Origin of the sequence: Agreia sp. Leaf283 (assembly GCF_001422485.1) — a bacterium.
In the GTDB taxonomy this organism is placed as follows: Bacteria; Actinomycetota; Actinomycetes; order Actinomycetales; family Microbacteriaceae; genus Agreia.
Map to the genome: position 1 here is coordinate 1,751,644 of NZ_LMNF01000001.1, position 26,182 is coordinate 1,777,825.

The following is a 26,182-nucleotide window of genomic DNA, read 5'->3' on the forward strand; positions in this document are numbered from 1 at the left end:
TGTTTGTACGCCCTTTTCGGCGTGCCGCGTTCGAGCCCACGGGCCCCGTCGCACACACCCATCCAACGCACGACCAGCAATCAATAACTTTAGCGATAGTGAGTAATGGCCAAAAAAGACGGTGTCATCGAGATCGAAGGCGCAGTGGTCGAGGCTCTGCCCAACGCGATGTTTCGTGTTGAGCTGACCAACGGACACAAAGTACTCGCCCATATTTCGGGCAAGATGCGTCAGCACTACATCCGAATCCTCCCTGAGGACCGGGTGATCGTAGAGCTGAGCCCTTACGACCTGACCCGCGGTCGAATCGTCTACCGCTACAAGTAACGCTCACCCGAGCGATTTGATCGCTGGAAAGTAACGGCCCGGGGCATCCTCCGGGTACGAAGACAGCGAAAACAAGGAAAACATCATGAAGGTCAACCCCAGCGTCAAGCCGATGTGCGAGCACTGCCGTGTCATCCGTCGCAACGGCAACGTGATGGTCATCTGCAAGAGCAACCCGCGCCACAAGCAGCGCCAGGGCTAAGCAGCAGGCCTGCCCGTCTGGGCAACCAGCTACACCCGCTCCACCAACACAACACAACAGCAGAACCAGATCCGATCGGTTTGCCGATCGGGGACACCCGCGGCAGGAGGCCGCGGCACCGGTTCTGCTGCAGACCTCCACTCATCAACAGGAGCCACCACCATGGCACGTCTAGCAGGCGTAGACATTCCGCGCGACAAGCGCGTGGAAGTCGCACTCACCTACATCTACGGAGTCGGTCGCACCAGCGCCCTCAAGACTCTGGCCGACACCGACATCTCGGGCGACATCCGGGTCAAGGACCTCAGCGATGACCAGCTCATCGCTCTGCGCGACTACATCGAAGGCAACTTCAAGGTAGAAGGTGACCTTCGTCGTGAGGTCGCAGCAGACATCCGTCGCAAGGTCGAGATCGGCAGCTACCAGGGTGTCCGTCACCGTCGTGGCCTGCCCGTTCACGGACAGCGCACGAAAACCAACGCTCGTACCCGCAAGGGCCCGAAGCGCACCGTCGCCGGCAAGAAGAAGGCCCGATAGCGAGAGGCCCCCGCGCCTCACGCATCGCCATAAACGTTTTAGGAGAAAACAATGGCAGCACCAAAATCGGCCGCTCGTAAGCCGCGTCGTAAAGAGAAGAAGAACATCGCCGTGGGCCAGGCCCACATCAAGTCGACGTTCAACAACACCATCGTCACCATCACCGACCCGCAGGGCGCTGTCCTGAGCTGGGCTTCGTCGGGAACCGTCGGATTCAAGGGATCGCGCAAGTCGACCCCGTTCGCCGCTCAGCTGAGCGCCGAGTCCGCCGCCCGCCAGGCGCAGGAGCACGGCGTCAAGAAGGTCGACGTCTTCGTCAAGGGACCGGGATCGGGTCGCGAGACCGCCATCCGTTCGCTCCAGGCCGCCGGCCTCGAGGTCGGATCGATCAACGACGTCACCCCGCAGGCGCACAACGGTTGCCGCCCGCCGAAGCGCCGTCGCGTCTAAGTAAGCCAACCGCCGATCGGAGAATGGGATTTTTCCCATTCTCCGATCGACGGGTTGTACGTGGTTTCATAACTCAATAACCGGCCGGGCCCGCCACCCGGTTGTCACTGCAGGTGTCATATAGCGGACATCTGGCCGAAAGGAATCAATAGTGCTTATTGCACAGCGCCCCACGCTCACCGAAGAAAACATCTCCGAATTCCGCTCGCGGTTCGTCATCGAGCCCCTGGAGCCCGGTTTCGGCTACACGCTCGGCAACTCGCTCCGCCGCACCCTGCTCTCGTCGATCCCCGGAGCCGCTGTCACCAGCATCCGTCTCGACGGAGTGCTGCACGAGTTCTCGACGATCCCCGGTGTGAAAGAAGATGTCACCGAGATCATCCTGAACATCAAGGGCCTCGTCGTCTCGAGCGAGCACGACGAGCCGATCACCGCCTACCTGCGCAAGCACGCGTCGGGCCAGGTCACGGCTGCCGACATCTCGGCTCCCGCCGGTGTCGAGATCCACAACCCCGACCTCGTGATCGCCACGCTCAACGAGAAGGCGAAGTTCGAGCTCGAGCTCATCATCGAGCGCGGTCGTGGATACGTCTCCGCCACCCAGAACCGCAGCGAGTTCTCCGAGGCCGGCCAGATTCCGGTCGACTCGATCTACTCGCCCGTTCTCAAGGTGACCTACCGCGTCGAGGCGACTCGTGCCGGTGAGCGCACCGACTTCGACCGCCTGGTCGTCGACGTCGAGACGAAGAACGCCATCACGCCGCGCGACGCCATCGCATCGGCCGGACGCACCCTGACCGAGCTGTTCGGTCTGGCTCGCGAACTCAACACCGCCGCTGAGGGCATCGAGATCGGCCCCGCGCCGGTCGACGCCGTCCTCTCCAGCGAGCTCGCGGTTCCGATCGAAGACCTCGACCTGTCGGTTCGTTCGTACAACTGCCTCAAGCGTGAGGGAATCAACACGGTGAGCGAGCTCGTCGCCCTGAGCGAGACGCAGCTGATGAACATCCGCAACTTCGGCCAGAAGTCGGTAGACGAGGTCAAGGACAAGCTCGTGGAGCTTGGCCTGTCGCTGAAGGACACGGTTCCCGGATTCGACGGAGCCCACTTCTACGGCGGCTACGACGACGAGAACATCTAGTCGCTCGACGCGCTCCCACGAACCCCACACACCTGAACTGATTCTGGAGAAACACCATGCCTAAGCCCACCAAGGGACCCCGTCTCGGTGGCGGACCGGCGCACGAGCGCCTGCTGCTCGCCAACCTGGCTGCCGCCCTCTTCACCCACAAGAGCATCAAGACCACCGAGACCAAGGCCAAGCGCCTGCGTCCGGTCGCCGAGCGTCTGATCACGTTCGCCAAGCGCGGAGACCTGCACGCTCGTCGTCGCGTTCTCGGCGTCATCGGCGACAAGAGCGTCGTGCACGAGCTCTTCACCGAGATCGCTCCGCTCGTCGCAGAGCGCGAGGGCGGCTACACCCGCATCACGAAGCTCGGCTTCCGCAAGGGCGACAACGCCTCGATGGTTCAGATCGAGCTCGTTCTCGAGCCCGTCGTGAAGACGCCGTCGAAGTCGAAGTCCAAGAAGGTCGCCGACGCTCCCGTCGCGGCTCCCGTCGAAGACGTGCCGGTCGAGCAGACCGAGACCGTCGAAGAGAGCGCGCCCGTCGAAGACGAGGTCGTCACCGACTCCGCCGCCGAGGTCGAGGCCGACGCTGCCGACAAGGCCGACGACGCCAAGTAGTCAGCACCACCTGCGAACGCCCCGCCATCCACTCGGATGACGGGGCGTTCTCTCGTTCTATGCTCGTTGACGATGACCGACCGGAGAAGTGACATGACGCTCGTACCGAGTGCCGACGAGCTCGTTCGCGTGCGCCTGGGCATCGCCTACGACGGCACGGGCTTCTCCGGCTGGGCGAAGCAGCCCGCGCTCCGCACCGTGCAGGGGGTGCTCGAAGAGGCTCTCGACACCATCTATCACCGCCACGGCCCCGCGCCCATGCTGGTGGTCGCCGGTCGAACGGATGCCGGGGTGCACGCGACCGGGCAGGTCGCCCACCTGGAACTGGCGCCGGCCCAGGCCGCGCGGGTGGCGCCGGAGGCCCTGGCCCGGCGTGTCAACGGCGTGCTCGGTTCGACATCGGATGTCGTGCTGACGTCGAGCGAGCGGGCCGCCGAGAGCTTCGACGCGCGGTTCTCCGCCACGTGGCGGCGTTACGAGTATCGCCTCGCCGATGCGTCCACCGAGCGCAATCCGCTGGAGCGCACCTTCACGGCCGCCTACACCGGATCTCTCGATGTCGACCTGATGCACGAGGCCGCGCAGAGCCTGCTCGGGCTGCGCGACTTCGCCTCGTTCTGCAAGCCGCGGGAGGGCGCGACGACCATCCGGTCGCTTCAGTCCTTCACCTGGCAGCGCGACGACGAGGGCGTTCTGGTATCGAAGCTCCAGGCCGACGCGTTCTGCCACAGCATGGTGCGGGCGCTGGTCGGCGCCTGCGTCGCCGTGGGGGAGGGGCGATTCGACACGAGAGGACTCGTATCGCTGAGCGAGGCGCTCGAGCGCACGAGTGCCTTCAAGGTCATGCCGGCGCGCGGCCTGATACTGCGCGAGGTGGGCTACCCCGAGGCATCCGGTCTCGCCGCCCGCGCCCTGCAGACCCGCGCGAAACGCACCTGACGCGCGCCCCGCAGTCGCGGTGAGGCCGCAAATAGGCTAGTCTCGATTCTTGGTGTCCACGCAGCTTCGTGTGGCGCCCGAACTTGAGCCCTCCACGGGCCGTGTTCCCAGGCTTCTTGTCTGTGGCCGATCATGTATCGGCCGAAGGAACACGCCACCGGAGTGGGATTTCACGGACTCCTCATTTCGACAAAGAAAGCAGTAATACTGTGACGCGCACTTATTCCCCCAAGATCAGCGAGGTCACCCGTAACTGGGTCATCATCGACGCCGAAGACGTTGTCCTCGGCCGCCTCGCCAGCCACGCCGCGGTCATCCTCCGCGGCAAGAACAAGGCCACCTTCACCCCCCACATGGACATGGGTGACTTCGTCATCATCATCAACGCCGAGAAGGTTGCCCTCACGGGTAAGAAGCTCGCGCAGAAGCTGGCCTACCGCCACTCGGGCTACCCGGGCGGACTGTCCTCGACGACGTACGCCGAGCTCCTCGAGAAGAACCCGACTCGTGCCATCGAGAAGGCCGTTCGCGGAATGCTCCCGAAGAACTCGATCGGTCGCGCCCAGCTGACGAAGCTCAAGGTGTACACCGGCTCCGAGCACCCTCACGCTGCCCAGCAGCCGACGCCGTACACCCTCGACCAGGTCGCCCAGTAGCGACCGGCCCAGACACTTCTTCTAAGACAAGCTAAGGATTCGTAACCATCGTGGCGAAGATCGCAGACCAGATTGACGTTGCTTCCACCGAGGAGCAGCAGAGCTATTCCACCGAGACGCCCGCCGAGGCCGCCGCACAGGCAGCCCCGCGCCCCGCGCTCACCGTTTCAGGAGCGGCCGTCGGCCGTCGCAAGCAGGCCATCGCCCGCGTGCGCCTCGTTCCGGGTGCCGGCACCATCACGGTCAACAGCCGTGAGTTCGCCGACTTCTTCCCGAACAAGCTTCACCAGCAGCTCATCACCGACCCCTTCAAGGTGCTCGACCTGCTCGGCAGCTATGACGTCGTCGCCAAGATCTCCGGTGGCGGCCCCTCGGGCCAGGCCGGAGCGCTTCGCCTCGGCATCGCCCGCGCGCTGAACGAGATCGACGAAGAGAACAACCGCGCCACGCTGAAGAAGGCGGGCTTCCTCAGCCGCGACGCACGCGTCAAGGAGCGCAAGAAGGCCGGTCTCAAGAAGGCCCGCAAGGCTCCTCAGTTCTCCAAGCGCTAATCGCAGTCGTTCGTCGACTGCTTTAGAACTCAGCAACACACATGCCTCCCCGTCTGTTCGGCACGGATGGCGTTCGCGGACTCGCGAACGCCGATCTCACCGCCGACCTCGCACTCTCCCTCGCCCAGGCCACCGCTGTGGTCCTCGGCCAGGGGCGCAGTGCGGCCGCTCGCGCGGCGACGGGGAGGCGTCCTGTTGCGGTGGTCGCACGCGATCCTCGGATCTCGGGCGAGTTCATCACCGCGGCAGTGGCCGCCGGGCTCGCCAGCTCCGGCGTCGACGTGCTCGACGCGGGAGTGATCCCCACCCCGGCCATCGCATTCCTCATCGCCGACATCGACGCCGACTTCGGCTTCATGATCTCGGCGTCGCACAACCCCGCTCCCGATAACGGCATCAAGATCTTCGCCCGCGGCGGCACCAAGCTGCCCGACGAGGTCGAAGATCGCATCGAAGCCGCCATGTCGGGCCCCAAGAAGGCGCCCACGGGCAAAGACGTCGGCCGCATCCGGCGCTTCGCCGATGCCGAAGACCGCTACGTCATCCACCTCCTCGCCAGCCTCCCGCACAGGCTCGACGGCCTGCACGTGGTGCTCGACTGCGCCAACGGCGCGGCAGCCGGGGTCTCGCCGCAGGTGTTCACGGATGCCGGGGCGCGCGTCACCGTGATCGGTGACGATCCAGACGGCCTCAACATCAACGACGGCGTGGGCTCGACCCACCTCGACAAGCTCGCCGAAGCAGTGCTGCTTCACGGGGCCGACGTCGGAATCGCCCATGACGGCGACGCCGACCGCTGCCTCGCCGTCGACCGCGACGGCACCATCGTCGACGGCGACCAGATCATGGCGATCCTCGCGATCGGCATGAACGAGCGGGGGGCCCTGCGCGACAGCACCCTCGTCGCCACGGTCATGAGCAACCTCGGCCTTCTCGTCGCGATGAAGCACAACGGCATCCGGGTTCTTCAGACGAGCGTCGGCGATCGCTACGTGCTCGAAGAGATGAACGCCCACAACTATTCGCTGGGCGGCGAGCAGTCCGGCCACGTGATCATGAGCGACTTCGGCACCACGGGTGACGGCATTCTCACCGGCCTCCACCTCGTCGCCGAGATGGCCTGGCGTGGCAAGACGCTGGCCGAGCTGGCGAGCGTCATGACGGTGTACCCGCAGATCATGGTCAACGTGAAGAACGTCGACCACCACGCCGTGCACACCGACGAGGTGCTCGCCGAGGCCGTGCGCACCGCAGAAGCCGAACTCGGCGACACCGGACGCGTGCTGCTGCGCAAGTCGGGCACAGAGCCCCTCGTGCGCGTGATGGTCGAAGCCGCCGACCAGGTCACCGCCGACCGCATCGCCCACAGCCTGGCCGACGTCGTTCGCGAGCGTCTCGGTCTCTGACCCGCCGCTGAGAGGGCGCCCGGCGTAGCCTTGGCGGCATGCACACGTCTGCCGAACGCACATCGTCGTTGCCCTTGGCCGGTCGCACGGCTCTCGTCACAGGGGTGTCGCGTCGCCGGGGCATCGGACTCGGCGTGACCCGACGGCTGGCCGAACTCGGGGCGAGCGTCTTCGTGCAGCACTTCTCTCCCCACGATGCCGACCAGCCGTGGGGCGCAGACGACATCGACTCCGTTCGCGCCGCAGTGCGTTCGGCGCTGACACCGGGTGCGGACTTCGGTGACTGGGGCCTCGACCTCGCGGAGCCCACGGCCCCCCGCCGCCTCATCGATGCAGCGGTCGACGCATTCGGCAGGCTCGACATCCTGATCTGCAATCACGCGCGCAGCGGCGGAGACGGCTCCATCTTCGACATGACGCCCGAGGGCCTCGACGCCCACTGGTCGGTCAACGCGCGCTCGACGCTGCTGCTGACCCGTCACTTCGCCGACCAGTTCGCCCCGGACTCGTTCGGTCCGATCGACGAGGGCGCGACGGGCCGGGTGATCTGGATGACCTCCGGGCAGCACGAGGGTCCGATGCCGGGGGAGGTGGCCTACGCCACGAGCAAGGCGGCTCTTGCGGGCATCACGCCGACGGTCGCCGCCGAGCTCCTGACCCGGGGGATCCTGCTGAACACGGTCAACCCGGGCCCGGTGAACACGGGATATCTCGACGACGTGCCCACCGACAGATCGGCCGAGGTCAAAGAGGGGGTGCTGCGTTCGATGCCGTTCGGTCGCTTCGGGCTGCCCAGCGACCCCGCCCGCCTGATCGCGTGGCTCGTCTCAGACGAGGGCCGGTGGATGGTCGGCCAGGTGCTCACGAGCGACGGCGGCTTCTCGCTGAGGTGAGAGGCCGAGCCGCTGAGACGCTGAGGCGCGCACGCGCTCAGATCTTGCGCAGCAGCACCCTGTCGACAGCATGGGTCGACGATTTGCGCAGCACCAGCGTCGCGCGCGATTTGGTGGGCTGGATGTTCTCGACCAGGTTGGGCTCGTTGATCGAGCGCCAGATCTCGGCGGCCGTCGAGCGCGCGTCGTCGTCGCTCAGCTGCGCGTAGCGGTGGAAGAACGAATTCGGGTTCGCGAACGCTCCGCGCTTGAGGGCCAGGAAGCGATCGACGTACCAGCTCGCGATATCGCTCGTGCGGGCATCCACATAGATCGAGAAGTCGAACAGGTCGCTCACGGCGAGGCCCTGGCCCGGCAGGGGAGGCTGCAGCACGTTGAGTCCCTCGACGATCAGGATGTCGGGCTGCCGCACGACGATCTGCGCCTCGGGCACGATGTCGTAGGCGAGGTGCGAGTAGAACGGGGCGCGCACCTCGGGCACGCCGCTCTTGACCGCGCTGATGAACCGGAGCAGGGCGCGCCGGTCGTACGACTCGGGAAAGCCCTTGCGGTGCATGATGCCGCGACGCGTCAACTCGGCGTTGGGATAGAGGAAGCCGTCGGTGGCGACGAGTTCGACCCGGGGCGTGTCCGACCAGCGGGCCAGGAGTTCTCGAAGCAGGCGTGCGATCGTCGACTTGCCGACGGCGACGGAGCCGGCCACGCCGATGACGAACGGCGTCGCCGTCTGCCGGTCGCCGAGATAGTCGCTGGTGGATGCGTGCAGTCGCTTCGCCCCGGCCGCGTACAGGTTGAGCAGACGGCTGAGAGGCAGGTAGACCTCTGCCACCTCGGTCATGTCGAGTGGTTCGCCGAGCCCGCGCAGCTGAACGATCTCCGTCTCGGACAGAGGCTGGGGCGTCGAGGGGGCGAGGGCGGCCCAGTCGCCACGGTCGATCTCGCGGAAGGGCGTCGGGTGGCCCGTGGAATGGGGTGCGTGCCCGATGTCAGCCATAGACCACCCATTGTGCCCCACGCTCCGGGCAGGCCGTAAACTCGAGGGATGTGTGGAATCGTAGGTTATGTCGGTAACAACTCCAGTCTCGATGTTCTGATGGGCGGATTGGGCCGCCTCGAGTACCGGGGATACGACTCCGCGGGCGTGGCGATCATCACCGAGGACGGTGACCTCGTGACCCGCAAGCGCGCCGGCAAGCTGGCCGTCCTCGCCGCCGACCTGGAGGCATCCGCTCTCACCGACGGGCGCACGGGCATCGGCCACACCCGGTGGGCGACGCACGGCGGCCCCACTGACGTGAATGCGCATCCGCACCTCAGTGCCGACGGCCGCATCGCCCTGATCCACAACGGCATCATCGAGAACTTCGCCGTTCTGCGCGACGAGCTGCTCGCCGACGGCTACACCTTCGAGAGCGAAACCGACACCGAGGTCGCCGCCAAGCTGCTGGGCCGCGAGTACCTCGAGGGCGAGGGCGGTCTCTCCGCAGCGCTCGGCCGTGTCGTCGCCCGCCTCGAGGGAGCCTTCACCCTGCTCGCACTGCACCAGGACGAGCCGGGCGTCGTCGTCGGCGCCCGTCGCAACTCGCCCCTCGTCATCGGCCTCGGAGACGGCGAGAACTTCCTCGGCTCCGACGTCGCCGCCTTCATCGAGCACACGCGGCGCGCCATGGAGATCGGCCAGGACCAGATCGTCACGATCACTCCCGATTCCGTCTCGGTCACCGACTTCGCCGGCAACGGCGTGGAGGCCCACGAGTACGAGGTGTCGTGGGACGCCTCGGCCGTCGAGAAGGGCGGCTGGTCGAGCTTCATGGCGAAGGAGATCAGCGAGCAGCCCGAGGCCGTCTCGAACACCCTTCTGGGTCGCATCCACAACGACCACGTCGTGCTGGGCGAGCTCGAGGGCATCGACTCGCTGCTCACCTCGATCGACCGCATCGTGATCCTGGGCTGCGGCACCGCCGCCTATTCGGCGATGCTCGGCAAGTACGCCATCGAGAAGTGGGCCCGCATCCCCGTGGAGGTGGAGCTCTCGCACGAGTTCCGCTACCGCGACCCTGTGGTCAACGAGGGCACCCTCGTCATCTCGATCAGCCAGTCCGGCGAGACCATGGACACTCTGGTCGCCGTTCAGGAGGCCAAGGCCAAGGGCGCTCGCACCCTGTCTATCTGCAACACCCAGGGCGCCACGATTCCGCGCGAGTCCGACGCCGTCATCTACACGCACGCGGGCCCCGAGGTCGCGGTCGCCTCGACCAAGGCCTTCATCGCGCAGATCACCGCGCTCTACCTCTTCGGCCTGCACCTCGCGCGAGTGCGGCAGAGCATCGACGACGAGACGATCGCGAGCTCGATCGTCGAGCTCCAGGGCATTCCCGACAAGATCCGCTGGGTGCTCGAGCAGCACGGCGACATCACCGAGCTCGCGAACTGGATGAGCGACTCGCGCGCCGTGCTGTTCCTCGGGCGCCACGTCGGTTTCCCTGTCGCCCTCGAGGGCGCGCTGAAGCTCAAGGAGCTCGCCTACATCCACGCCGAGGGGTTCGCGGCCGGCGAGCTGAAGCACGGACCGATCGCGCTGATCGAGCCGGGCCAGCCCGTGTTCGTCGTGGTGCCGAGCCCTCGTCACCCCAACTCGCTGCACGCCAAGGTCGTGTCGAACATCCAGGAGATCAAGGCCCGGGGTGCCAAGGTGCTGGTGATCGCAGAAGAGGGCGACGTGGCCGTGCTGCCGTACGCGTCCGAGGTCTTCCGCATCCCGCTCGCCGGTCCGTTGTTCGAGCCGCTCCTGGCCGTCATCCCGTTGCAGATCTTCGCCATGGAGCTGGCGACGGCCAAGGGGCTCGACGTCGACCAGCCGCGCAACCTGGCCAAGTCCGTCACCGTCGAGTAGGACGGGGCGGTGATCGTCGGCATCGGCGTCGACCTCGTCGACGTGCCCCGGTTCGTGCGGTCGATCGACCGCACGCCGGGTCTCGTCGAGCGCCTGTTCGCTGAGGGCGAACGCCGGCGCTCGCCTCGGTCGCTCGCCGCCCGGTTCGCCGCGAAGGAGGCGCTTATCAAGGCGCTCGGAGACTCCTCGGGATTCCGCTGGCACGACATGGAGGTCGTCACCGACGACGACGGAAAGCCGTCGTTCCTGCTCGGCGGGCAGGTCGCAGAGACCGCGCGCGCTCGCGGTGTGGGGGCGATCCACCTCTCGCTCAGCCACGACGGCGACTCCGCGTTCGCCTTCGTCGTCGCGGAGCGCACGCCGTGACCGTCGCAGACGGCGCGGCCCGCATTGCCCCGGAATCGGTGGCCATCGTCGACCTCGCGGCTGTCGCCCGGAACGTCTCCCGGTTCGTCTTGCTCGCAGACGGAGCCCAGGTCATGGTCGTGGTCAAGGCGAACGGCTACGGCCACGGTGCGGTCGAGGTGGCCCGTGCGGCCATCCAGGGCGGAGCCTCCTGGCTCGGCGTCGCCGATCTCGCCGAGGCGTTCGAGCTCCGCGATGCCCACATCGACGCGCCCTTGCTCGCGTGGCTGCACGAGTCGCACGAGAACTTCACGGCGGCGCTCGAGGCCGGCATCGACATCGGCGTGAGCGACCTCGACCAGCTCGAGTCCGTCGTCCGTGCGCAGCACGCCGTCGGCGCGGGTCCGGCCTCCGTTCACCTCAAGCTCGACACAGGGCTTGGCCGGAACGGCGCCGACGAGCCGAACTGGGCTGCTCTCTTCGACGAGGCGCGTCGGCTCGAGCTCACCGGGGTGCTGCGCGTGCGCGGCATCTTCAGCCACCTCGCGAACGCGGACGACGCGGAGGACGCCCTGCAGCTCGAGCGGCTCCACCGGGGCATCGAGGGCGCGCGGCGCGCGGGCCTTCAGCCGCAGCTTCGGCATCTGGCGTCGACGGCCGCGGCTCTTCGCCTGCCACCCATGCGACTCGACCTGGTGCGCATCGGCATCGGAGCCTACGGGCTCTCCCCGTTCGACGGCGGCGGCTCCGCCGAACTCGGGCTGCAGCCGGCCATGACGCTGCGCAGCACCGTCGTCGCCGTGGCTCCGTCGTCCGACGCGGATTTCGCAGCGCACTCGGGCATCGTGCCCCTGGGCTACGGCGACGGGATACCCCCGCAGGCCGCAGGCCGCATCCATGTCACCGGCGACGCCGGCCCGCTGCTCGTGACCCGAATCGAATCCGACCACCTCGTCGTCGAACCCGTGTCGCCGGGCAACGACGTGGTGCGAGGAGACGCCGTGACTCTGTTCGGCGACCCTTCCGAGGGGGTCACGGCCGTCGACGACTGGGCCAGGGCCGCCGACACCATCAACTACGAGATCGTCACCCGCCTCGGCGACCGCGTGGCGAGGGAGTACGTCTCATGACCGGCGTCGACACCGGGCTCGGTCGCGAGGCGGCCGTCGATCTCGGCGTGTTCCGCTCCAACGTGGCGCTCCTCGCTGCCCGCGCGGTCGGCGGCCCCCTCGTGATCGACATGACGGCGGATGCCTACGGACACGGACTCGTACGGCTCGCGCGTGCGGCGGCCGAGTCGGGCGCCGACATCCTGAGCGTGCGCGACCAGGCCGACGCCGATGCCATCTCCGACGCGCGCATCGGCATCGACGTGCACTGCTGGCAGACGAGGAGGTTCGCCGTTCCTCCCGCCGGATCCGGCATCGCCGCCTTCGGGTTCGGCATGGAGCTCACCGACGGGGCGCCCGACGGGGTCGTGCCGGTCATGCGGGTGTCGGCTCCCGTCCTCTCGGTCAAGAGGGTGCCGCAGGGCCACGGCGTCTCCTACGGCTTCGTGTACCGCACGCCGAAGGAGACGACGTTGGCGCTCGTTCCGCTCGGCTACGCCGACGGCCTTCCCCGGGCGGCGACGGGCTCGGGCCGTATGGCCGTGGGAGGCACGCAGTTCCCCGTCGTCGGGCGCATCGCCATGGACCAGGTCGTGCTCGACGTCGGCGATGCGCCGATAGCTCCCGGCGACCGCGCCGTCGCGTTCGGTGCCGGGCTCGACGGCGAACCCACGGCTGCGGACTGGGCCGCCGCGACCCGCTCGACGGCCGGCGAGATCCTCGCCCGCATCGGCCGACGTGTTCCCCGTCGCTACATCGATCGAGAGGCGAGCCGATGACCGCGGTGCACAGGCAGACGACCATCGAGACGCCCGAGCAGATGGCGCAGCTGGCGCACGAGGTGGCCTCGTGGCTCTCCGCCGGCGACGTCGTGCTGCTCACGGGCGAACTGGGCGCGGGCAAGACCACGTTCACTCGCGGCCTCGGACAGGCTCTGGGGGTGAGGGGGTCGGTGACGAGCCCGACCTTCGTTCTCGCTCGCACGCATCCGCGGCTCGACCCGGGCGCGCCCGCCCTCGTGCACGTCGACGCCTACCGGCTCTCGTCAGCGGTCGAGCTCGACGATCTCGACATCGACTTCGCCCGCTCGATCGTGGTCGTCGAGTGGGGTGCCGGCCTCATCGAGGAGCTGGCCGACTCGTGGCTGTCGATCACGATCGACCGGCCGCGCGGCGCATCCGATGACCCGGATGCCGATGGCCGCGACGATGAGGAGCCGATCGAACCGCGCACGGTCACCATCGACGGCGTCGGGCCCCGCTGGCAGTGACCGGCAGGGGGCCGAGGTGCCTCCCGGGCGGCTAATCTGGAACACGTGCTTCTGGCCATCGACACCTCTGCGGGTACCTCCGTCGCCATCGTCGACCCGTCGACCGGCCGCATCGTGGCAGAACGGTCGACGCCCGACACCATGAGGCACGCCGAGGTGATCGGCACCCTGCTCGCCGAGGTTCTCGAGGCTGCCGCTGTGAGACCGGCCGCGCTCGACGGCGTCGTCGTGGGCATGGGCCCCGGGCCCTTCACCGGCCTTCGAGTCGGCATCGCGGCCGCGCGCACCTTCGCCCTCGGCGCGGGGCTTCCCCTGCTTCCGATGGTCAGCGCCGACGCCGTGGCGCGCCAGCAGGCGCTCTCCGGCGCCTCGGACACGGTCATCGTGGTGACCGACGCCCGCCGCAAAGAGGTCTTCTGGTCGCTGTACGAGCTGTCGGGTTCCGAGCCCGTGCGCGTCGACGGCCCTGGCCTCGCGAAGCCAGACTCGCTTCCGCACACGGGCGCTCGTCGTGTGGATGCGGCCGAGATCCCCGCCGCGCAGCTCGCCCTGGCCGCGGCCGCCCTCGTCGAGGCGGGCAAGCCCCTCGCATCCGACGACGCGCTCTACCTGCGCTCGCCCGACGTGACTATGCCATCCGGCATCAAGCGGGTGACCCAGTGACCTGGCAGCTGCGCCGGGCTGGCGTCGACGACCTCGACGCCATCATGCGCATCGAGTCGAGCGTCTTCACGACCGACGCGTGGACCCCCGACGCCATGAGGGCCGACCTCGCGAACGAGCACTGTTACTACGTCGTCGCGCTGCCCGCCTCCGACCCGCCCTCGAGCACGACGATCGCGGGCTACGCCGGTCTTCTGGCTCCCCGAGGGGCGAAGGAGGGCGACATTCAGACCATCGCCGTGGCCCCCGAGGCCCGTCGCAACGGCCTCGGTCGAGTGCTGATGACGAGCCTGTTGAACGAGGCGCGTCGTCGCGGTGCCCGAGAGGTGTTCCTCGAAGTGCGCGCAGACAACCCTCACGCCGAGGCGCTCTACGAGTCGCTGGGCTTCGAGCGCCTCGGAGTGCGAGCCGGCTACTACCAGCCCGACAATGTGGACGCCATCGTCATGCGGGCTGCGGTTCCGCAGCCGCAGACGCGGTGGACGGGCGCAGACAAGGTCGAGGAGATCGAACCATGAACACCGAGAATCCTCTCGTTCTGGGCATCGAGACGTCGTGCGACGAGACCGGTGTCGGAATCGTGCGGGGCACCACCCTGCTGAGCAACACGATCTCGTCGTCGATGGACGAGCACGCGCGCTACGGGGGAGTGGTTCCCGAGGTGGCCGCGCGCGCGCACCTCGAGGCCATGACGCCGGCCATCGCGACCGCCCTGGCCGATGCCGGAGTGACCCTCGACGAGATCGACGCGATCGCCGTCACCAGCGGCCCCGGCCTCGCAGGAGCGCTCATGGTCGGAGTCGGCGCGGCGAAGGCTCTGGCGCTGGCCATGGAGAAGCCGATCTACGCCGTCAACCACCTCGTCGGCCACGTCGGCGCCGACGTTCTGCGCGCCCCGGTCGACGGGGGAGTCGATGCGCTCGCGGGCGACGAGGCGCCGATCCAGTACCCCACCATCGCCCTGCTCGTGTCAGGAGGGCACACGTCGCTGCTTCTCGTTCGCGACCTCGTGTCCGACGTCGAGCTTCTCGGCGAGACCATCGACGACGCCGCGGGGGAGGCGTTCGACAAGGTCGCCCGCCTGCTCGGGCTGCCCTACCCCGGCGGGCCCGAGATCGACCGGGCGGCCGTCGGCGGCGATCCGAAGGCCATCCGGTTCCCGCGCGGGCTGAGCCTGCCGAAGGATCACGAGGCCCACCGCTACGACTTCTCCTTCTCGGGGCTGAAGACGGCCGTCGCCCGCTGGGTCGAGAAGAGGCAGGACGCGGGTGAGGAGGTTCCCCTCGCCGACGTGGCTGCGAGCTTCCGCGAGGCCGTCGTCGACGTGTTGATCACCAAGGCCCTCGCAGCCTGCGCCGAGTACGGGGTTCCGCGTCTGCTTCTGGGCGGCGGCGTCGTGGCCAACGCGCGGGTCCGCGAGGTCGCCGCAGCGCGTGCCGCGTCTGCGGGGGTCGCCCTGCGCATCCCGCCCCTGAGCCTGTGCACCGACAACGGAGCCATGATCGCGGCACTCGGGGCGCAGCTGATCATGGCAGGGCACGCGCCCTCGGGCCTCGGATTCGGGGCCGACTCGACCCTGCCGGTCACCGAGATCCAGGTCGGATAAGCTCGGTTCCATGTCGAGCCAGCCCGCCTTCGCGCCGTACTCGCCCGATCCGGCAACGGCTCAGCCGCCGTCTCGTCCCGCCTCCGCTCGGCCCCGCAAGACGCTCAACATGCCCGCGCTCTTCGCGGCCATCACCGGCATTCTGCTCATCTCGCCGGTCGCCATCGTTCTCGGGCACATCGGTGTGGTCCAGGTTCGCCGCCGCCGGCAGTCCGGCCTGGCGTTCGCCATCGTCGGCCTCATTCTTGGATACCTGGGGTTCGTCGCGACCGTCGCTGCGCTCGTGGCCCTCGTCCTGTTCGTGAACTCGGGCCCCACACCGCCCACGTCGTTCTGATCCCACCGGTCATGCCGCGCCTCGGCGAATCGGGGTGTCCCGTAGATGTGGGTCACTGAGCTTCAGTAGTGTGGACACATGACTGATCCCAATACCCCGTCGACCGAGGGCACGCCGTCGGTCCCCCCGCTGCCTCCCACCGCACCGTCCGCCCCCGCGGCACCCAGCTACGGCGCGCCGAGCGCGCCCTCCACTCCGCCCGCCTACACGCCGCCGGCCGAGTCGACTCCGTCGTACGGAGCACCCAGCTACCAGCAGGCGCCCCCGGCCAACCCGTACGCGCAGGCCCCGAACGGCGCCGCTCCTTACGGCCAGCCCTACTCGCCGGTCGCCGCCGCTCCGAAGACGCTCAGCCTCATCGGCATGATCGCCGGTATCGTCGGCGTCTTCCTCTCGTTCTTCTATGGGATCGGCTTCATCTTCTCGGTGGGCGCCGTCGTTCTCGGCTTCCTCGGCAAGAAGCGCGAGCCTGCCGCCAAGGGCTTCTGGCTCACCGCGATCATCACGGGCTTCGCCGGTATCGCGCTGACCCTCCTGTGGGTCATCGGAATCATCATCTTCGTCGTGGCCGTCGGGTCGTCGAGCGGCTACGAGTCGTACTGACCCGCACGTCGTATGTGAAGTGCCCCTCGTCTGTCGACGAGGGGCACTTCGTTTTGTGCGGCGGGTGTCTGTGCGGTGGTTGTCAGCGCAGCGGGTGTCAGCGCGGGCGCAGGGTCAGACGCGCTCGGCGAGGATGGCCGTGTGCCGACCGGCCACGCGCGTCAGCACCAGGGTCGCCTCGCCGTCGCCCGACAGCGACAGCCGTCGACGCAGAACGGCCGGGTCGACGTCGACCCCGCGCTTCTTGATCTCGAGTCGGCCGATGCCTCGCCGCCGCAGCTCCTTCTTCAGCTTCGATTCGTCGCTGGGAAGGGTGTCGACGACGCGGAACGCCGTCGCGAACGGCGACGACACCAGGTCGTCGGAGGAGAGGTACGCGATCTGCTCGCTCAGCATGCGGGCGCCCAGCGACCGGGCGAGATCGCCGATCAGGCGTGCGCGGATGACGGAGCCGTCCGGTTCGTACAGGTAGGTGCCGAGTTCGCCCGTCTCGGCGTCGGGGCTGTCGGCGTCTGAGACCAGCTCGGCGCTGGCTCCGCCGCGCAGCACGAGGGCGCTGCGGGCGATGCCGGGCCGCGCGAGCGAGCCGAACCACAGACTGTTCTCCACGAGCTGGCCGTCGACCGAGATCCACTGGGCCTCGGCGTCGTCGGGGATGAGCGATCGGTCGAACCCGGGGCCGAGCTTGATGCCCGTCGGCAGCGTGCGGGCCACGCCGAAAGCGAAGTCGAGCGAGGGGGAGTAGTCGCGCGGGTCGGGCAGGCGCCTGGTGTCCGCATGCCCCGCGGTGCGCCTTGCCGGGTCGAGGTAGACGGACTCGACCGAGGCGAGGTCGTGTTGGGCGGCATCGCCGAGGCTCACCGTCACGTTCGTGAACGGAGCCAGGTTGTACGAGGCGATCGCCGCGGTCACCTCGTCGAGTTCGACGGCCTGCACCTCGAGGTCGAGCGCGGCGAAGGCCAGCGCATCGGCGCCGATGCCGCACCCCAGGTCTGCCACGCTCCGGATGCCGGCACTCTGGTATCGGCCGGCATGGAGCGCGGCGACCCGCAGGCGTGTGGCCTGCTCGAGACCCGCCTCGGTGAACAGCATGCGCGATGCGAACTCCCCGAACTTGGCCGTGGCTTTCGCCCGCAGACGGGACTGGGTGAGCACCGCCGACACAAGATCTGCCGGGTGCCCGTCGCGGCGCAGTGCGGCGACGGTCTTCACGATGTCGGTGGAATCGCTGTACGGCGGCAGGGAGTCGAGGAGGCGCAGGGCCGTCGACGTCATCACCAGGCCGAGCTCGTCCTTGTTCATTCGTTGAGCCTGTTCACCCCGTCAGCCTAGACGTCGGTCGCGGGGCCTCGGCGCGCCGTGGCCGGTTGGCACTCGGATTGACCGAGTGCCAGTGCACCCCCTAAACTCGTCTTAGCACTCTCGGTGTGAGTGTGCTAATCAGACGTGAAGAAAGAAGAGGTCAACCGTGTCGGTCTCCATCAAGCCGCTCGAGGATCGCATCGTCATCCGCCAGGTCGAGGCGGAGCAGACCACCGCTTCGGGCCTGGTCATCCCTGACACTGCCAAAGAGAAGCCCCAGGAAGGCGAGGTCGTGGCCGTGGGCCCCGGTCGCGTCGACGACAACGGCAACCGCGTTCCGATCGATGTCGCCGTGGGCGACAAGGTCATCTACTCCAAGTACGGCGGAACCGAGGTCAAGTACGGCGGAGAAGACCTGCTCGTGCTGTCGGCTCGCGACGTGCTCGCCGTGGTTGTTCGCTGACCTACGACATGCGTTAGCGCAACGTCGCTAAACAGACAAAGACCCGGATGGCTCTGCCATCCGGGTCTTTTTCGTTTGCGGCCGCGGTCCGGAACGGCGCGCCGGAGGTAGCATTCGTTGAGTGTCCCGCCCCGCCGCCGCCCCTCCAGCCTCAGCCCCGCAGACCGACGAGCAGCCCTCGCGGTCGGGCATCCTCTACGCCGTAGGCGCCTACACGATGTGGGGTTTCCTCCCCGCCTACTTCCTACTGCTGCTTCCCTCGGGTCCGTTCGAGATCGTGGCCGTGCGCATCTTCTTCTCCCTGATCTTCTGTGCCCTGATCATCACCGTGACTCGCGCCTGGCCGGCGTTCCTGGCCATCGTTCGCCAGCCACGGCTGCTGTTCACGATGGGCCTCGCGGGCGTGCTGATCTATGTGAACTGGCAGACCTACGTGATCGGCGCGACGACCGGGCACGTGGTGGAGACGGCCCTCGGCTACTTCATCAACCCCATCGTCACCATTCTGCTCGGCGTCGTGATTCTGGGCGAGCGACTCCGCATCGCCCAGTGGGTGGCGCTCGGAATCAGTGTGATCGCCGTCGGAGTGCTGACCGTCGGCTTCGGTTCCGTTCCGTGGATCGCCCTGATCCTGGCGTTCTCCTTCGGGCTCTACGGGTTCGTGAAGAAGCGTGTCGGTCGCTCGGTCGATGCCGTGTCAGGCCTCACCCTCGAGACCCTCTGGCTGCTTCCCGTGGCGGCGGTTCAGGCGATCGTCGTTGCCTCGACCGCACCGGGCCTCGCGTTCGGATCCTCCGGCGCCGCCCACGTCGCCCTCATGATCGGTGCGGGAGTCATCACGGCGGTTCCGCTGCTGCTCTTCGCGTCGGCGGCGAAGCGACTGCCGCTCATCTACATGGGCTTCATCCAGTATGTGGCCCCGATCCTCCAGTTCCTCTTCGGGGTGTTCATCATGGGCGAGCCCATGCCGCTCGAGAGATGGCTCGGCTTCGGTCTGGTCTGGCTCGCTCTGGTCGTGCTCACCGTCGACATGATCAGAACGTCGAGAGCGGGCCGGATGCCTGTCGCTGAGCCCGTCTGACGGGACGGAAGGTAACGATTGGGTCGCGTTACACGCCCGTAACAGGAATGTATTGTCGGTGCGACTTTGGGCCGTTAGCTTTACAGCACGGCCAACTTCGTTATGCCGTGCACCACAAAACAATCACATTCAAGGAGCATCATGGGCGTATTCGCCAAGACCGGTTCCCGGTCGCTGAAGACCACCCTGGGTGGCGCGGCCATTCTGGGAATCAGCGCGCTCGTTCTCGTCGGCTGCTCGAGCGGCTCGACCGACAGCGGCAGCGACTCCGGTGACCTGTCCCTCAAGATCGGCACGATCCTTCCTCAGACCGGTACGCTCGCCGTGCTCGGCCCGCCCGAGATCGCGGGCGTCGACCTGGCCGTCAAGGACATCAACGATGCCAAGGCCGGCATCACTGTTGACGTGACCCAGAAGGACTCGGGCGACACCACGACCGACATCGCCTCGCAGTCGGCGACCTCGCTCGTCGCCGATGGCGTCTCCGCCATCATCGGTGCCGCGTCCTCGGGTGTCTCGAAGACGTTCATCGACCAGGTCACCCAGGCCGGCGTCATCCAGATCTCGCCCGCCAACACCTCGCCCGACTTCACGTCGTACGAAGACGACGGATACTACTGGCGCACCGCCCCCTCCGATGTTCTGCAGGGTCGCATCCTCGGAAACAAGATCATCAAGGACGGCAAGACCAACGTCTCGATCCTCTACATGAACGATGCCTACGGCACCGGCCTCGAAGAGAACATCAAGAAGGCCCTCGAAGACGGCGGCGCCACGGTCGGAGCGGAAGAGACCTTCGAGCCGGCTTCCACCGACTTCAACTCGGCACTCACCAGCGTTCTCGCGACCGACCCCGACGCCCTGGTCGTCATCTCGTTCGACGAGATCAAGACCATCGCCGAGCAGCTCGCCGCGAAGGGCTTCGACTTCTCGAAGCTCTACGGAGCCGACGGAAACTACGGCGTCATCACCGATAAAGACACGAACGTCGACATCGCTGGCGCCCAGTTCACCAACCCCGGTGTCGAGGCCAAGGCCGAGTTCCAGGAGAAGCTCCAGGCGCTCGTCAAGGACCAGGGCAGCGACCCGCTGACCGTCTTCAGCTATGCGGCCGAGTCCTACGACGCGACCACGCTGCTGGCCCTCGCCTCCCTCCAGGGTGGCGACACCGATGGCGCGACCATCAAGGAGAACCTGCAGTCGGTCTCTGAAGGCGGAACCAAGTGCGAGTCGTTCACCGACTGCGCGAAGCTCATCGCCGACGGTGAAGACGTCGACTACGACGGCATCTCCGGCCCGATCACCTTCGACAAGAACGGTGACCCGACCGAGGCCTACGTGTCGATCTACAAGTACGACACGGGCAACAAGACCTCCTTCGAGGAGCAGGTCTTCGGCAAGCTCGACTAATTCTCTGACCTGTTAGAGAAGAGGGGCTCGGTCTTCGGACCGGGCCCCTTCGTCGTGCCTGCGGCGCCGTTGATGAAGCCTCAGGATCACCGTTCCCTGAGCTTGTCGAAGCGCACCCCCACCAGGCCACGTCCTCTCCTCCACAGCCCACCTTTCCCGACACCTATCCACAGACGTTTTCGCTGGTCAAGTATCGAATGCCGGTTCCGACCCGATGTCGGTGGTCACTGTTTGACTTGACCCATGACATTCGAAAGCCCACCCTCCGAGCCCGACCCGTACCTGGTCGCGCTCGGCGAGGTCGCCGCCCTCGACACGCAGATAGCCCGCCTATCCGCCGTCAGGGCCAGACGCGTCGTCGAGGCCGCCCGCCAGCTCCACCGGCAAGCACCAGTCGACACGTCCACCGCCGGTCCGGTCTGGTCCACCGCCCGGGTCGAACGCGTTGAACTTCTCACCGAGCTCGCCCTGCTGACTCGACGAACCGAGTACCGCACCGCCGTTCTCGTCGACACCAGCACAGCACTCGTCGACCGCCTCCCCGCAACCCTCGCGGCGGTCGCCGCCGGTGCCGTGTCGTGGGAGCACGCGGAAGTCATTGCGAAGCACGCCGACGGCCTCGACNCTCGTCGACCGCCTCCCCGCAACCCTCGCGGCGGTCGCCGCCGGTGCCGTGTCGTGGGAGCACGCGGAAGTCATTGCGAAGCACGCCGACGGCCTCGACGGCGACGCACTGGCCACGTACGACGCCCGTCTGTCGGTGCTTGCGGCGGAGGTGAATCCGAAGCAGCTCGAGAAGAAGGCCCGCCACGAGGTCGAACTCGCCCAACCGTCCACCGCGGTCGAACGACGTGAACTCCTTCTCGAGCCCGATGGCCAGCTTCATCTCTTTGAGCTTGCGGTCGACCGTGGTCTTCGTGGCGTCTTCTCGAAGGTGATGTCCGCGGTGGCCGCGTTCGACGCTGCGGNACGACGCCCGTCTGTCGGTGCTTGCGGCGGAGGTGAATCCGAAGCAGCTCGAGAAGAAGGCCCGCCACGAGGTCGAACTCGCCCAACCGTCCACCGCGGTCGAACGTGCGGAGAAAGCAGCGGGGACGCGACGGATCTATGTCGATCCGGCAGCGGACGGCATGGCCCAACTCACCCTGCTCGCCCCAGCGCCGGAGATCCACGCGATCGCAGACCGCGCCGTCCGATTGGCCGCCGGGTTGAAGACGGCCGGTGACCCGCGCAGCATGGGACACCTGAAAGTCGACGTCCTCACCGACCTGCTCCTCAACGGAGAACCGTCGATCCCTGGAGCTACCCGGGGTATTCGAGGCAGGGTGCATGTCATGGTTCCCGCGATGACACTCCTGGGCGTGGGTGACGAGGCGGCGATCCTTCGCGGTTACGGACCCATCGACCCCGCCACCGCCGCCCAGTTGACCGCGGATGCGACGTCGTGGCGGCGGATCCTCACCGACCCGATCACGGGACGTATCCTCGCCACCGACCCGCGGGACTACCGGCCCACCGCAGCGATGATCGACCATGCCCGACTCGTCCACCCGGAATGTGTATTCCCGGGGTGCACGGTTCCATCCGAGCAGGCGGATATGGATCACACCGAGGACCACGCCTATGGCGGGGGCACGATCCCGGAGAACCTCGCACCCCTGAGCGCCGGACATCATCGGGCGAAGCACCACACCAGGTGGCAGTTCATCCAGAACGGAGACGACACCCTGACGGCGACGTCACCCGCCGGGCACATCTACACGGTCCGGCCGGAAGGCAAGATGCGGCCCGCACCACGAGCTCTCATCAAAGCCGCAGCGGCAGCCGCTGCGGGAGCCGCGACCACGATCACGGATGAGGAGGACCTCGACGACTGCCCCTTCTAACCCGTCACCATGGGTCTCGATACGGCCGCAAGCGGCCTACTCGACCAACGCAGGAGGGACGAGAACAGCCGCCCCGTTCCACGAGGCTGCCGAAGAGCAGCCTGCACGACCAACGCAGGGAGCACGAGAACAGCGGCACCGTTCCCTGAGCTTGTCGAAGGGAGGCCCACTCGACCAGCGCGGGAAGTATGACCGCGGCGTTCCCTGAGCTTGTCGAAGGGCAGCCCACTCGACCAACGCAGGGGCACGAGAACAGCCGCACGTTCCCTGAGCTTGTCGAAGGGCAGCCTGCTCGACCAACGCAGGGGGCACGAGAACAGCGGCACCGTTCCCTGAGCTTGTCGAAGGGCGGCCTGCTCGATCAACGCAGGAGAGACGAGAGCACCTCCTCCGAGCGCCGACTTTTCAACGCGCCCGAAAACCAGACTGCGCCGCCCCCTCAGTGGCCGCACCCCTGCGTCCATCAAAGGAATGCGCATGCGCCTGCATCTATGGGGGAGCGAGGTGTGCCCCCTGCGCCTACCGAGGGGCGGCGAGTAGGACGAGCTCGGAGTTTCGAGAGGCAAGAGGCAACGGGCGTCGGGAGTTCGCTAGTGCAGGATGTGACCGGTGAGCCCGGGTAGCCGGCACGGCCCTCGCGGAGTGCGTGGAGCAGGCCAGGTGCCTGGCACGCGGAAAGGCCCGGCACCCGGCCGCCACGACGCCCGTGCGGGCGATTCGTGGGGCGCGGGTGCCGGGCCTCAGCGTGGAGCGACGGGTCAGCCGCCCACCGTGGGCGTCGAGGTGGTGACCTCGTTCGTGGTGGCGAGGGTTCCGAGGTAGAGCTCGATGACCTTGGGATCGTTCATCAGGTCGCGCCCTGGGCCCTCGTACGCGTCCTTGCCCTGGTCGAGCACGTACCCGCGGTCGCAGATCTGCAGCGCGCGCCGGGCGTTCTGCTCGACGATCATGATCGAGACGCCGGCGCGGTTGATGCGCTGCACGTTCACGAACGTCTCGTCCTGGCGCATGGGGGAGAGGCCGGCACTCGGCTCGTCGAGGAGCAGCATGCTCGGGTCCATCATCAGGGCTCGAGACATGGCCACCATCTGCCGTTCTCCACCGGAGAGGGAGCCGGCACGCTGCTTGAGGCGCTTCGACAGCTCGGGGAAGAGATCCTCGACGAAGGCCAGGCGCGTCTTGAAGAGCTTCGGCTTCTGGTACATGCCCATCTCGAGGTTCTCCTCGATAGTGAGCGAAGGGAAGACGTTGTTGTTCTGCGGCACGAAGCCCACGCCCTTCGACACCAGCTTGTCGGCCTTCAGACCCGTGATGTCCTCGCCGTTCAGCTCGACGGTGCCGCTGCGGATGTTCACGAGGCCGAAGATGGCCTTCAGCAGCGTGGACTTGCCCGCGCCGTTCGGGCCGATGATGCCGACGAGTTCGCCGCGCTTCACGTAGACGTTCGACCCGTTCAGAATGTTGACGCCCGGAACGTAGCCGGCGAAGAGCTCCTTGGTGACAAGGACGTGATCGGTGTCGGTGCTCACTTCTTCTCCTCTGTATCGACCGGTGTCGACGGGGCGTCGGCGGTCGGTGCGGACTCGTGGCCGGGCACGGCGATGCCGGCGGCCTCCGCATCCTGCTCGACCTCGTTGCGGATCAAATCGGACTGCATCTCCTCCGCCACCTCGAGCTGGCCCTCGATGGTGCCGAGGTCGGTGGCGTGGTGGGCTCCGAGGTAGGCGTCGATGACGGCGGGGTCGGACATGACGGTCGAGGGCGGACCCTCGGCGACGACCTTGCCCTCGGCCATCACGATCACCCAGTCGGCGATCGTGTTGACCATGTGCATGTCGTGCTCGACGAAGAGCACGGTCATGCCCTCGTCTTTCAGATTGACGATGTGACCGAGCAGCGACTGCGTCAACGCCGGGTTGACGCCGGCCATCGGCTCGTCGAGCATCACGAGTTCGGGGCTCGACATGAGCGCGCGTGCCATCTCGAGCAGCTTCTTCTGGCCGCCGGACAGGCTCGACGCGTAGTCGTCTTTCTTGGTGTCGAGCTTGAACTTGGCCAGCAGCTGCATGGCGCGTTCGGTGATCTCGTCCTCCTTCGCCTTCCACAGGGGCTTGAAGAGCGAGACGAAGATGTTCTCACCGCCCTGCTTCGTGGCGCCGAGACGCATGTTCTCGAGCACGGTCATGCCGCTGAGCGCCTTGGTGAGCTGGAAGGTACGGACCATTCCCATGCGCGAGACCTTGAACGCCGGCACGCCGGCCAGGCTCTTGCCCTTGAAGGTCCAGTTGCCGGTGTTCGGCTTGTCGAACCCGGTGAGCAGGTTGAAGAACGTGGTCTTGCCGGCCCCGTTCGGGCCGATGAGAGCCGTGATCGAGCCGCGCGGGATCTCGAGGTGGGCGACGTCGACCGCGGTGAGGCCGCCGAAGCGGCGGCTGACCGCGTGCGCGACGACGATCGGGTCCTTCTTCTTGACGCCCGGAACGATCACATCGTCTGTGATATCGGATACGAGAGTTTTTTCAGGCAAAGTGCAGATCCTTCTTCTTGCCGAAGATTCCTTGCGGACGGAATATCACGAGGAGCATCAGGGCGACACCGACGATGATGAATCGGATCGGACCGGTCTGCGTGGTCGTGAGCGGGAGGACTCCGGCCTCGATGCCGAGGCTGAGGAGTCCGTCGGTGAGCGACAGCGTGACCCAGAAGATGATGGAACCCACCACAGGGCCGAACACGGTCGCCGCGCCACCGAGCAGCATGATCGTGTACAGGAAGAACGTGAGCTGCGTGCCGTAGTTGTCGGGTTGGAGCGACCGGGGGAGGATGAACACGACTCCGGCCAGACCTCCGAGCACGCCACCCAGGATGAGCGCCTGGATCTTGTACGAGAACACGTTCTTTCCGAGCGAGCGCACCGCGTCTTCGTCTTCTCGGATGCCCATGATGACGCGTCCCCAGGGGCTGCGCATGAGCAGGAAGACGAGGAGGCAGGCGAGCGCGACCAGGCCCCAGCCGACGATGCGGATCCACCACTGGTCCTGGTTGTAGACCAGGGGAGTGCCCATCAGACCGAAGCGGCCCTCGGGAAGCGGGTTGACGGCGTTGAACGCGCGGGCCGCACCGTTGATGCCTTCCGAGCCGCCGGTGACGTCGGAGAACTCCGGCGTCTTGACCGACAATCGGATGATCTCGGCGGCGGCGATGGTCACGATGCTCAGATAGTCCGCCCTGAGTCTCAGGGTGGGTATTCCGAGGATCAGCGCGAAGATGGTGGCCGCCACGATCGCCGCGAGGAACGATCCCCAGAGCGGCCAGCTGTAGATCACCGAGGTGATGGCGAACGCGTAGCCGCCGACGGCCATGAATCCCGCCTGCCCGAAGTTGAGCAGTCCGGTGAAGCCGAAGTGGATGACGAGGCCGATGGTGGCCAGGGCGTAGGCCGCCACGGTGGGGTCGAATATCTGCCCGATTGCGAGCCAGATGAAATTGCCGTTCATAAGGACCTTC

Annotated in this window: 30 protein-coding genes and 2 pseudogenes; 27 read left to right on the plus strand and 5 right to left on the minus strand. The window is 67.1% G+C overall.

Annotated elements, in window-relative coordinates:
- The first annotated feature begins 105 nt into the window (after nucleotides 1-105).
- From infA to ASF51_RS07985, 11 genes are all read left to right on the plus strand, one after another.
- Nucleotides 106-327, plus strand: a complete 222-nt coding sequence (gene infA, locus ASF51_RS07935; protein ID WP_022883252.1) for a translation initiation factor IF-1 — start codon at nucleotides 106-108, stop codon at nucleotides 325-327.
- Nucleotides 328-412: 85 nt separating this feature from the next.
- A complete protein-coding gene (gene rpmJ / locus ASF51_RS07940; protein ID WP_044440044.1) occupies nucleotides 413-529 on the plus strand; it encodes a 50S ribosomal protein L36 in 117 nt (38 codons plus the stop codon).
- 162 nt (nucleotides 530-691) lie between these two features.
- Complete coding sequence (gene rpsM / locus ASF51_RS07945) at nucleotides 692-1,066, plus strand: 30S ribosomal protein S13 (RefSeq protein WP_055778034.1); 375 nt, start codon at nucleotides 692-694, stop codon at nucleotides 1,064-1,066.
- 51 nt (nucleotides 1,067-1,117) lie between these two features.
- Entirely contained in the window at nucleotides 1,118-1,516 is a 399-nt protein-coding gene (gene rpsK / locus ASF51_RS07950) for a 30S ribosomal protein S11 (RefSeq protein ID WP_044440047.1), read from the plus strand.
- Nucleotides 1,517-1,667: 151 nt separating this feature from the next.
- Nucleotides 1,668-2,657, plus strand: a complete 990-nt coding sequence (locus ASF51_RS07955; RefSeq protein ID WP_055927145.1) for a DNA-directed RNA polymerase subunit alpha — start codon at nucleotides 1,668-1,670, stop codon at nucleotides 2,655-2,657.
- Between the two features lie 56 nt (nucleotides 2,658-2,713).
- Nucleotides 2,714-3,262, plus strand: a complete 549-nt coding sequence (rplQ, locus tag ASF51_RS07960) for a 50S ribosomal protein L17 (protein WP_055927148.1) — start codon at nucleotides 2,714-2,716, stop codon at nucleotides 3,260-3,262.
- Nucleotides 3,263-3,355: 93 nt separating this feature from the next.
- A complete protein-coding gene (truA, locus tag ASF51_RS07965) occupies nucleotides 3,356-4,201 on the plus strand; it encodes a tRNA pseudouridine(38-40) synthase TruA (RefSeq protein ID WP_055927151.1) in 846 nt (281 codons plus the stop codon).
- Between the two features lie 209 nt (nucleotides 4,202-4,410).
- Nucleotides 4,411-4,857 (plus strand): 50S ribosomal protein L13, encoded by a 447-nt coding sequence (gene rplM, locus ASF51_RS07970; protein WP_055927154.1) that lies wholly within the window; start codon nucleotides 4,411-4,413, stop codon nucleotides 4,855-4,857.
- 50 nt (nucleotides 4,858-4,907) lie between these two features.
- Nucleotides 4,908-5,408: a 30S ribosomal protein S9 gene (gene rpsI / locus ASF51_RS07975; RefSeq protein ID WP_055927157.1), complete on the plus strand. Its 501-nt coding sequence runs from the start codon at nucleotides 4,908-4,910 to the stop codon at nucleotides 5,406-5,408.
- A 41-nt stretch (nucleotides 5,409-5,449) separates the two neighbouring features.
- Nucleotides 5,450-6,814, plus strand: a complete 1,365-nt coding sequence (gene glmM / locus ASF51_RS07980) for a phosphoglucosamine mutase (RefSeq protein ID WP_055927161.1) — start codon at nucleotides 5,450-5,452, stop codon at nucleotides 6,812-6,814.
- Nucleotides 6,815-6,852: 38 nt separating this feature from the next.
- Nucleotides 6,853-7,707 carry an SDR family oxidoreductase gene (locus ASF51_RS07985; RefSeq protein ID WP_055927164.1) on the plus strand — a complete coding sequence of 285 codons (855 nt, stop codon included), beginning with the start codon at nucleotides 6,853-6,855 and terminating at the stop codon, nucleotides 7,705-7,707.
- Nucleotides 7,708-7,744: 37 nt separating this feature from the next.
- On the opposite strand, the gene coaA is transcribed toward ASF51_RS07985, so the two are convergent.
- A complete protein-coding gene (coaA, locus tag ASF51_RS07990) occupies nucleotides 7,745-8,701 on the minus strand; it encodes a type I pantothenate kinase (protein WP_055927166.1) in 957 nt (318 codons plus the stop codon).
- Nucleotides 8,702-8,749: 48 nt separating this feature from the next.
- Here coaA and glmS point away from each other — a divergent pair, with 48 nt between their 5' ends.
- The 10 genes from glmS (at nucleotide 8,750) to ASF51_RS08040 (ending at nucleotide 16,533) form a co-directional block, all read left to right on the plus strand.
- Entirely contained in the window at nucleotides 8,750-10,600 is a 1,851-nt protein-coding gene (gene glmS / locus ASF51_RS07995) for a glutamine--fructose-6-phosphate transaminase (isomerizing) (protein ID WP_055927169.1), read from the plus strand.
- A gap of 9 nt (nucleotides 10,601-10,609) precedes the next feature.
- Nucleotides 10,610-10,966 carry a holo-ACP synthase gene (locus ASF51_RS08000; protein WP_055927172.1) on the plus strand — a complete coding sequence of 119 codons (357 nt, stop codon included), beginning with the start codon at nucleotides 10,610-10,612 and terminating at the stop codon, nucleotides 10,964-10,966.
- Nucleotides 10,963-12,075 (plus strand): alanine racemase, encoded by a 1,113-nt coding sequence (gene alr, locus ASF51_RS08005; protein WP_235497164.1) that lies wholly within the window; start codon nucleotides 10,963-10,965, stop codon nucleotides 12,073-12,075. Before ASF51_RS08000 ends, alr begins: the two co-directional genes overlap by 4 nt.
- The gene (locus ASF51_RS08010; RefSeq protein WP_055927175.1) at nucleotides 12,072-12,833 is read left to right on the plus strand and encodes an alanine racemase; all 762 of its coding nucleotides are present in this window, start codon (nucleotides 12,072-12,074) and stop codon (nucleotides 12,831-12,833) included. Before alr ends, ASF51_RS08010 begins: the two co-directional genes overlap by 4 nt.
- Nucleotides 12,830-13,324, plus strand: a complete 495-nt coding sequence (gene tsaE, locus ASF51_RS08015) for a tRNA (adenosine(37)-N6)-threonylcarbamoyltransferase complex ATPase subunit type 1 TsaE (RefSeq protein ID WP_055927178.1) — start codon at nucleotides 12,830-12,832, stop codon at nucleotides 13,322-13,324. Before ASF51_RS08010 ends, tsaE begins: the two co-directional genes overlap by 4 nt.
- A 45-nt stretch (nucleotides 13,325-13,369) precedes the next feature.
- The gene (tsaB, locus tag ASF51_RS08020; RefSeq protein ID WP_055927181.1) at nucleotides 13,370-13,987 is read left to right on the plus strand and encodes a tRNA (adenosine(37)-N6)-threonylcarbamoyltransferase complex dimerization subunit type 1 TsaB; all 618 of its coding nucleotides are present in this window, start codon (nucleotides 13,370-13,372) and stop codon (nucleotides 13,985-13,987) included.
- Entirely contained in the window at nucleotides 13,984-14,505 is a 522-nt protein-coding gene (gene rimI, locus ASF51_RS08025) for a ribosomal protein S18-alanine N-acetyltransferase (RefSeq protein ID WP_055927184.1), read from the plus strand. The genes tsaB and rimI overlap by 4 nt, the downstream gene beginning before the upstream one ends.
- Nucleotides 14,502-15,593: a tRNA (adenosine(37)-N6)-threonylcarbamoyltransferase complex transferase subunit TsaD gene (tsaD, locus tag ASF51_RS08030; protein ID WP_055927187.1), complete on the plus strand. Its 1,092-nt coding sequence runs from the start codon at nucleotides 14,502-14,504 to the stop codon at nucleotides 15,591-15,593. Before rimI ends, tsaD begins: the two co-directional genes overlap by 4 nt.
- A 10-nt stretch (nucleotides 15,594-15,603) precedes the next feature.
- The gene (locus ASF51_RS08035) at nucleotides 15,604-15,930 is read left to right on the plus strand and encodes a DUF4190 domain-containing protein (protein WP_055927190.1); all 327 of its coding nucleotides are present in this window, start codon (nucleotides 15,604-15,606) and stop codon (nucleotides 15,928-15,930) included.
- Between the two features lie 78 nt (nucleotides 15,931-16,008).
- Nucleotides 16,009-16,533: a DUF4190 domain-containing protein gene (locus ASF51_RS08040; protein WP_055927193.1), complete on the plus strand. Its 525-nt coding sequence runs from the start codon at nucleotides 16,009-16,011 to the stop codon at nucleotides 16,531-16,533.
- 114 nt (nucleotides 16,534-16,647) lie between these two features.
- Here the strand turns inward: ASF51_RS08040 and ASF51_RS08045 are convergent, their stop codons facing one another.
- Complete coding sequence (locus tag ASF51_RS08045; protein WP_055927196.1) at nucleotides 16,648-17,835, minus strand: class I SAM-dependent methyltransferase; 1,188 nt, start codon at nucleotides 17,833-17,835, stop codon at nucleotides 16,648-16,650.
- Between the two features lie 166 nt (nucleotides 17,836-18,001).
- Here ASF51_RS08045 and groES point away from each other — a divergent pair, with 166 nt between their 5' ends.
- The 6 genes and pseudogenes from groES to ASF51_RS19705 all read left to right on the plus strand — a co-directional run bounded on the left by groES (nucleotide 18,002) and on the right by ASF51_RS19705 (nucleotide 22,675).
- Nucleotides 18,002-18,298: a co-chaperone GroES gene (gene groES, locus ASF51_RS08050; protein ID WP_044440065.1), complete on the plus strand. Its 297-nt coding sequence runs from the start codon at nucleotides 18,002-18,004 to the stop codon at nucleotides 18,296-18,298.
- Between the two features lie 121 nt (nucleotides 18,299-18,419).
- Nucleotides 18,420-19,379, plus strand: coding sequence for an EamA family transporter RarD (gene rarD / locus ASF51_RS08055; RefSeq protein ID WP_055927199.1), 960 nt, complete (start codon nucleotides 18,420-18,422; stop codon nucleotides 19,377-19,379).
- A gap of 141 nt (nucleotides 19,380-19,520) precedes the next feature.
- Nucleotides 19,521-20,789 (plus strand): ABC transporter substrate-binding protein, encoded by a 1,269-nt coding sequence (locus ASF51_RS08060; RefSeq protein WP_055927202.1) that lies wholly within the window; start codon nucleotides 19,521-19,523, stop codon nucleotides 20,787-20,789.
- Nucleotides 20,790-21,032: 243 nt separating this feature from the next.
- Nucleotides 21,033-21,413: pseudogene (locus ASF51_RS19565) on the plus strand (hypothetical protein); the annotation flags it as partial.
- 1 nt (nucleotide 21,414) lies between these two features.
- A pseudogene (locus ASF51_RS19700) lies at nucleotides 21,415-21,757 on the plus strand (DUF222 domain-containing protein); the annotation flags it as partial.
- 18 nt (nucleotides 21,758-21,775) lie between these two features.
- Complete coding sequence (locus tag ASF51_RS19705) at nucleotides 21,776-22,675, plus strand: DUF222 domain-containing protein (protein ID WP_369797304.1); 900 nt, start codon at nucleotides 21,776-21,778, stop codon at nucleotides 22,673-22,675.
- 758 nt (nucleotides 22,676-23,433) lie between these two features.
- On the opposite strand, the gene ASF51_RS08080 is transcribed toward ASF51_RS19705, so the two are convergent.
- The 3 genes from ASF51_RS08080 to ASF51_RS08090 are packed head-to-tail and all read right to left on the minus strand — an operon-like array spanning nucleotide 23,434 to nucleotide 26,172.
- Entirely contained in the window at nucleotides 23,434-24,204 is a 771-nt protein-coding gene (locus tag ASF51_RS08080) for an ABC transporter ATP-binding protein (protein WP_055927214.1), read from the minus strand.
- Nucleotides 24,201-25,202: an ABC transporter ATP-binding protein gene (locus ASF51_RS08085; protein ID WP_082479626.1), complete on the minus strand. Its 1,002-nt coding sequence runs from the start codon at nucleotides 25,200-25,202 to the stop codon at nucleotides 24,201-24,203. Before ASF51_RS08085 ends, ASF51_RS08080 begins: the two co-directional genes overlap by 4 nt.
- Nucleotides 25,195-26,172, minus strand: a complete 978-nt coding sequence (locus tag ASF51_RS08090; protein WP_055927222.1) for a branched-chain amino acid ABC transporter permease — start codon at nucleotides 26,170-26,172, stop codon at nucleotides 25,195-25,197. The genes ASF51_RS08085 and ASF51_RS08090 overlap by 8 nt, the downstream gene beginning before the upstream one ends.
- Between the last annotated feature and the right edge of the window lie 10 nt (nucleotides 26,173-26,182).

Coding starts and splice junctions, on each gene's coding strand:
- ASF51_RS07985 (WP_055927164.1), top strand. CDS start 6,853: ATGCACACGTCTGCCGAACGCACATCGTCGTTGCCCTTGGCCGGTCGC.
- infA (WP_022883252.1), top strand. CDS start 106: ATGGCCAAAAAAGACGGTGTCATCGAGATCGAAGGCGCAGTGGTCGAG.
- tsaD (WP_055927187.1), top strand. CDS start 14,502: ATGAACACCGAGAATCCTCTCGTTCTGGGCATCGAGACGTCGTGCGAC.
- ASF51_RS08060 (WP_055927202.1), top strand. CDS start 19,521: ATGGGCGTATTCGCCAAGACCGGTTCCCGGTCGCTGAAGACCACCCTG.
- ASF51_RS08040 (WP_055927193.1), top strand. CDS start 16,009: ATGACTGATCCCAATACCCCGTCGACCGAGGGCACGCCGTCGGTCCCC.
- glmM (WP_055927161.1), top strand. CDS start 5,450: ATGCCTCCCCGTCTGTTCGGCACGGATGGCGTTCGCGGACTCGCGAAC.
- ASF51_RS08035 (WP_055927190.1), top strand. CDS start 15,604: ATGTCGAGCCAGCCCGCCTTCGCGCCGTACTCGCCCGATCCGGCAACG.
- glmS (WP_055927169.1), top strand. CDS start 8,750: ATGTGTGGAATCGTAGGTTATGTCGGTAACAACTCCAGTCTCGATGTT.
- coaA (WP_055927166.1), bottom strand. CDS start 8,701: ATGGCTGACATCGGGCACGCACCCCATTCCACGGGCCACCCGACGCCC.
- rpmJ (WP_044440044.1), top strand. CDS start 413: ATGAAGGTCAACCCCAGCGTCAAGCCGATGTGCGAGCACTGCCGTGTC.
- truA (WP_055927151.1), top strand. CDS start 3,356: ATGACGCTCGTACCGAGTGCCGACGAGCTCGTTCGCGTGCGCCTGGGC.
- ASF51_RS08045 (WP_055927196.1), bottom strand. CDS start 17,835: ATGAACAAGGACGAGCTCGGCCTGGTGATGACGTCGACGGCCCTGCGC.
- rpsM (WP_055778034.1), top strand. CDS start 692: ATGGCACGTCTAGCAGGCGTAGACATTCCGCGCGACAAGCGCGTGGAA.
- ASF51_RS08090 (WP_055927222.1), bottom strand. CDS start 26,172: ATGAACGGCAATTTCATCTGGCTCGCAATCGGGCAGATATTCGACCCC.
- rpsK (WP_044440047.1), top strand. CDS start 1,118: ATGGCAGCACCAAAATCGGCCGCTCGTAAGCCGCGTCGTAAAGAGAAG.
- tsaE (WP_055927178.1), top strand. CDS start 12,830: ATGACCGCGGTGCACAGGCAGACGACCATCGAGACGCCCGAGCAGATG.
- rplQ (WP_055927148.1), top strand. CDS start 2,714: ATGCCTAAGCCCACCAAGGGACCCCGTCTCGGTGGCGGACCGGCGCAC.
- ASF51_RS08010 (WP_055927175.1), top strand. CDS start 12,072: ATGACCGGCGTCGACACCGGGCTCGGTCGCGAGGCGGCCGTCGATCTC.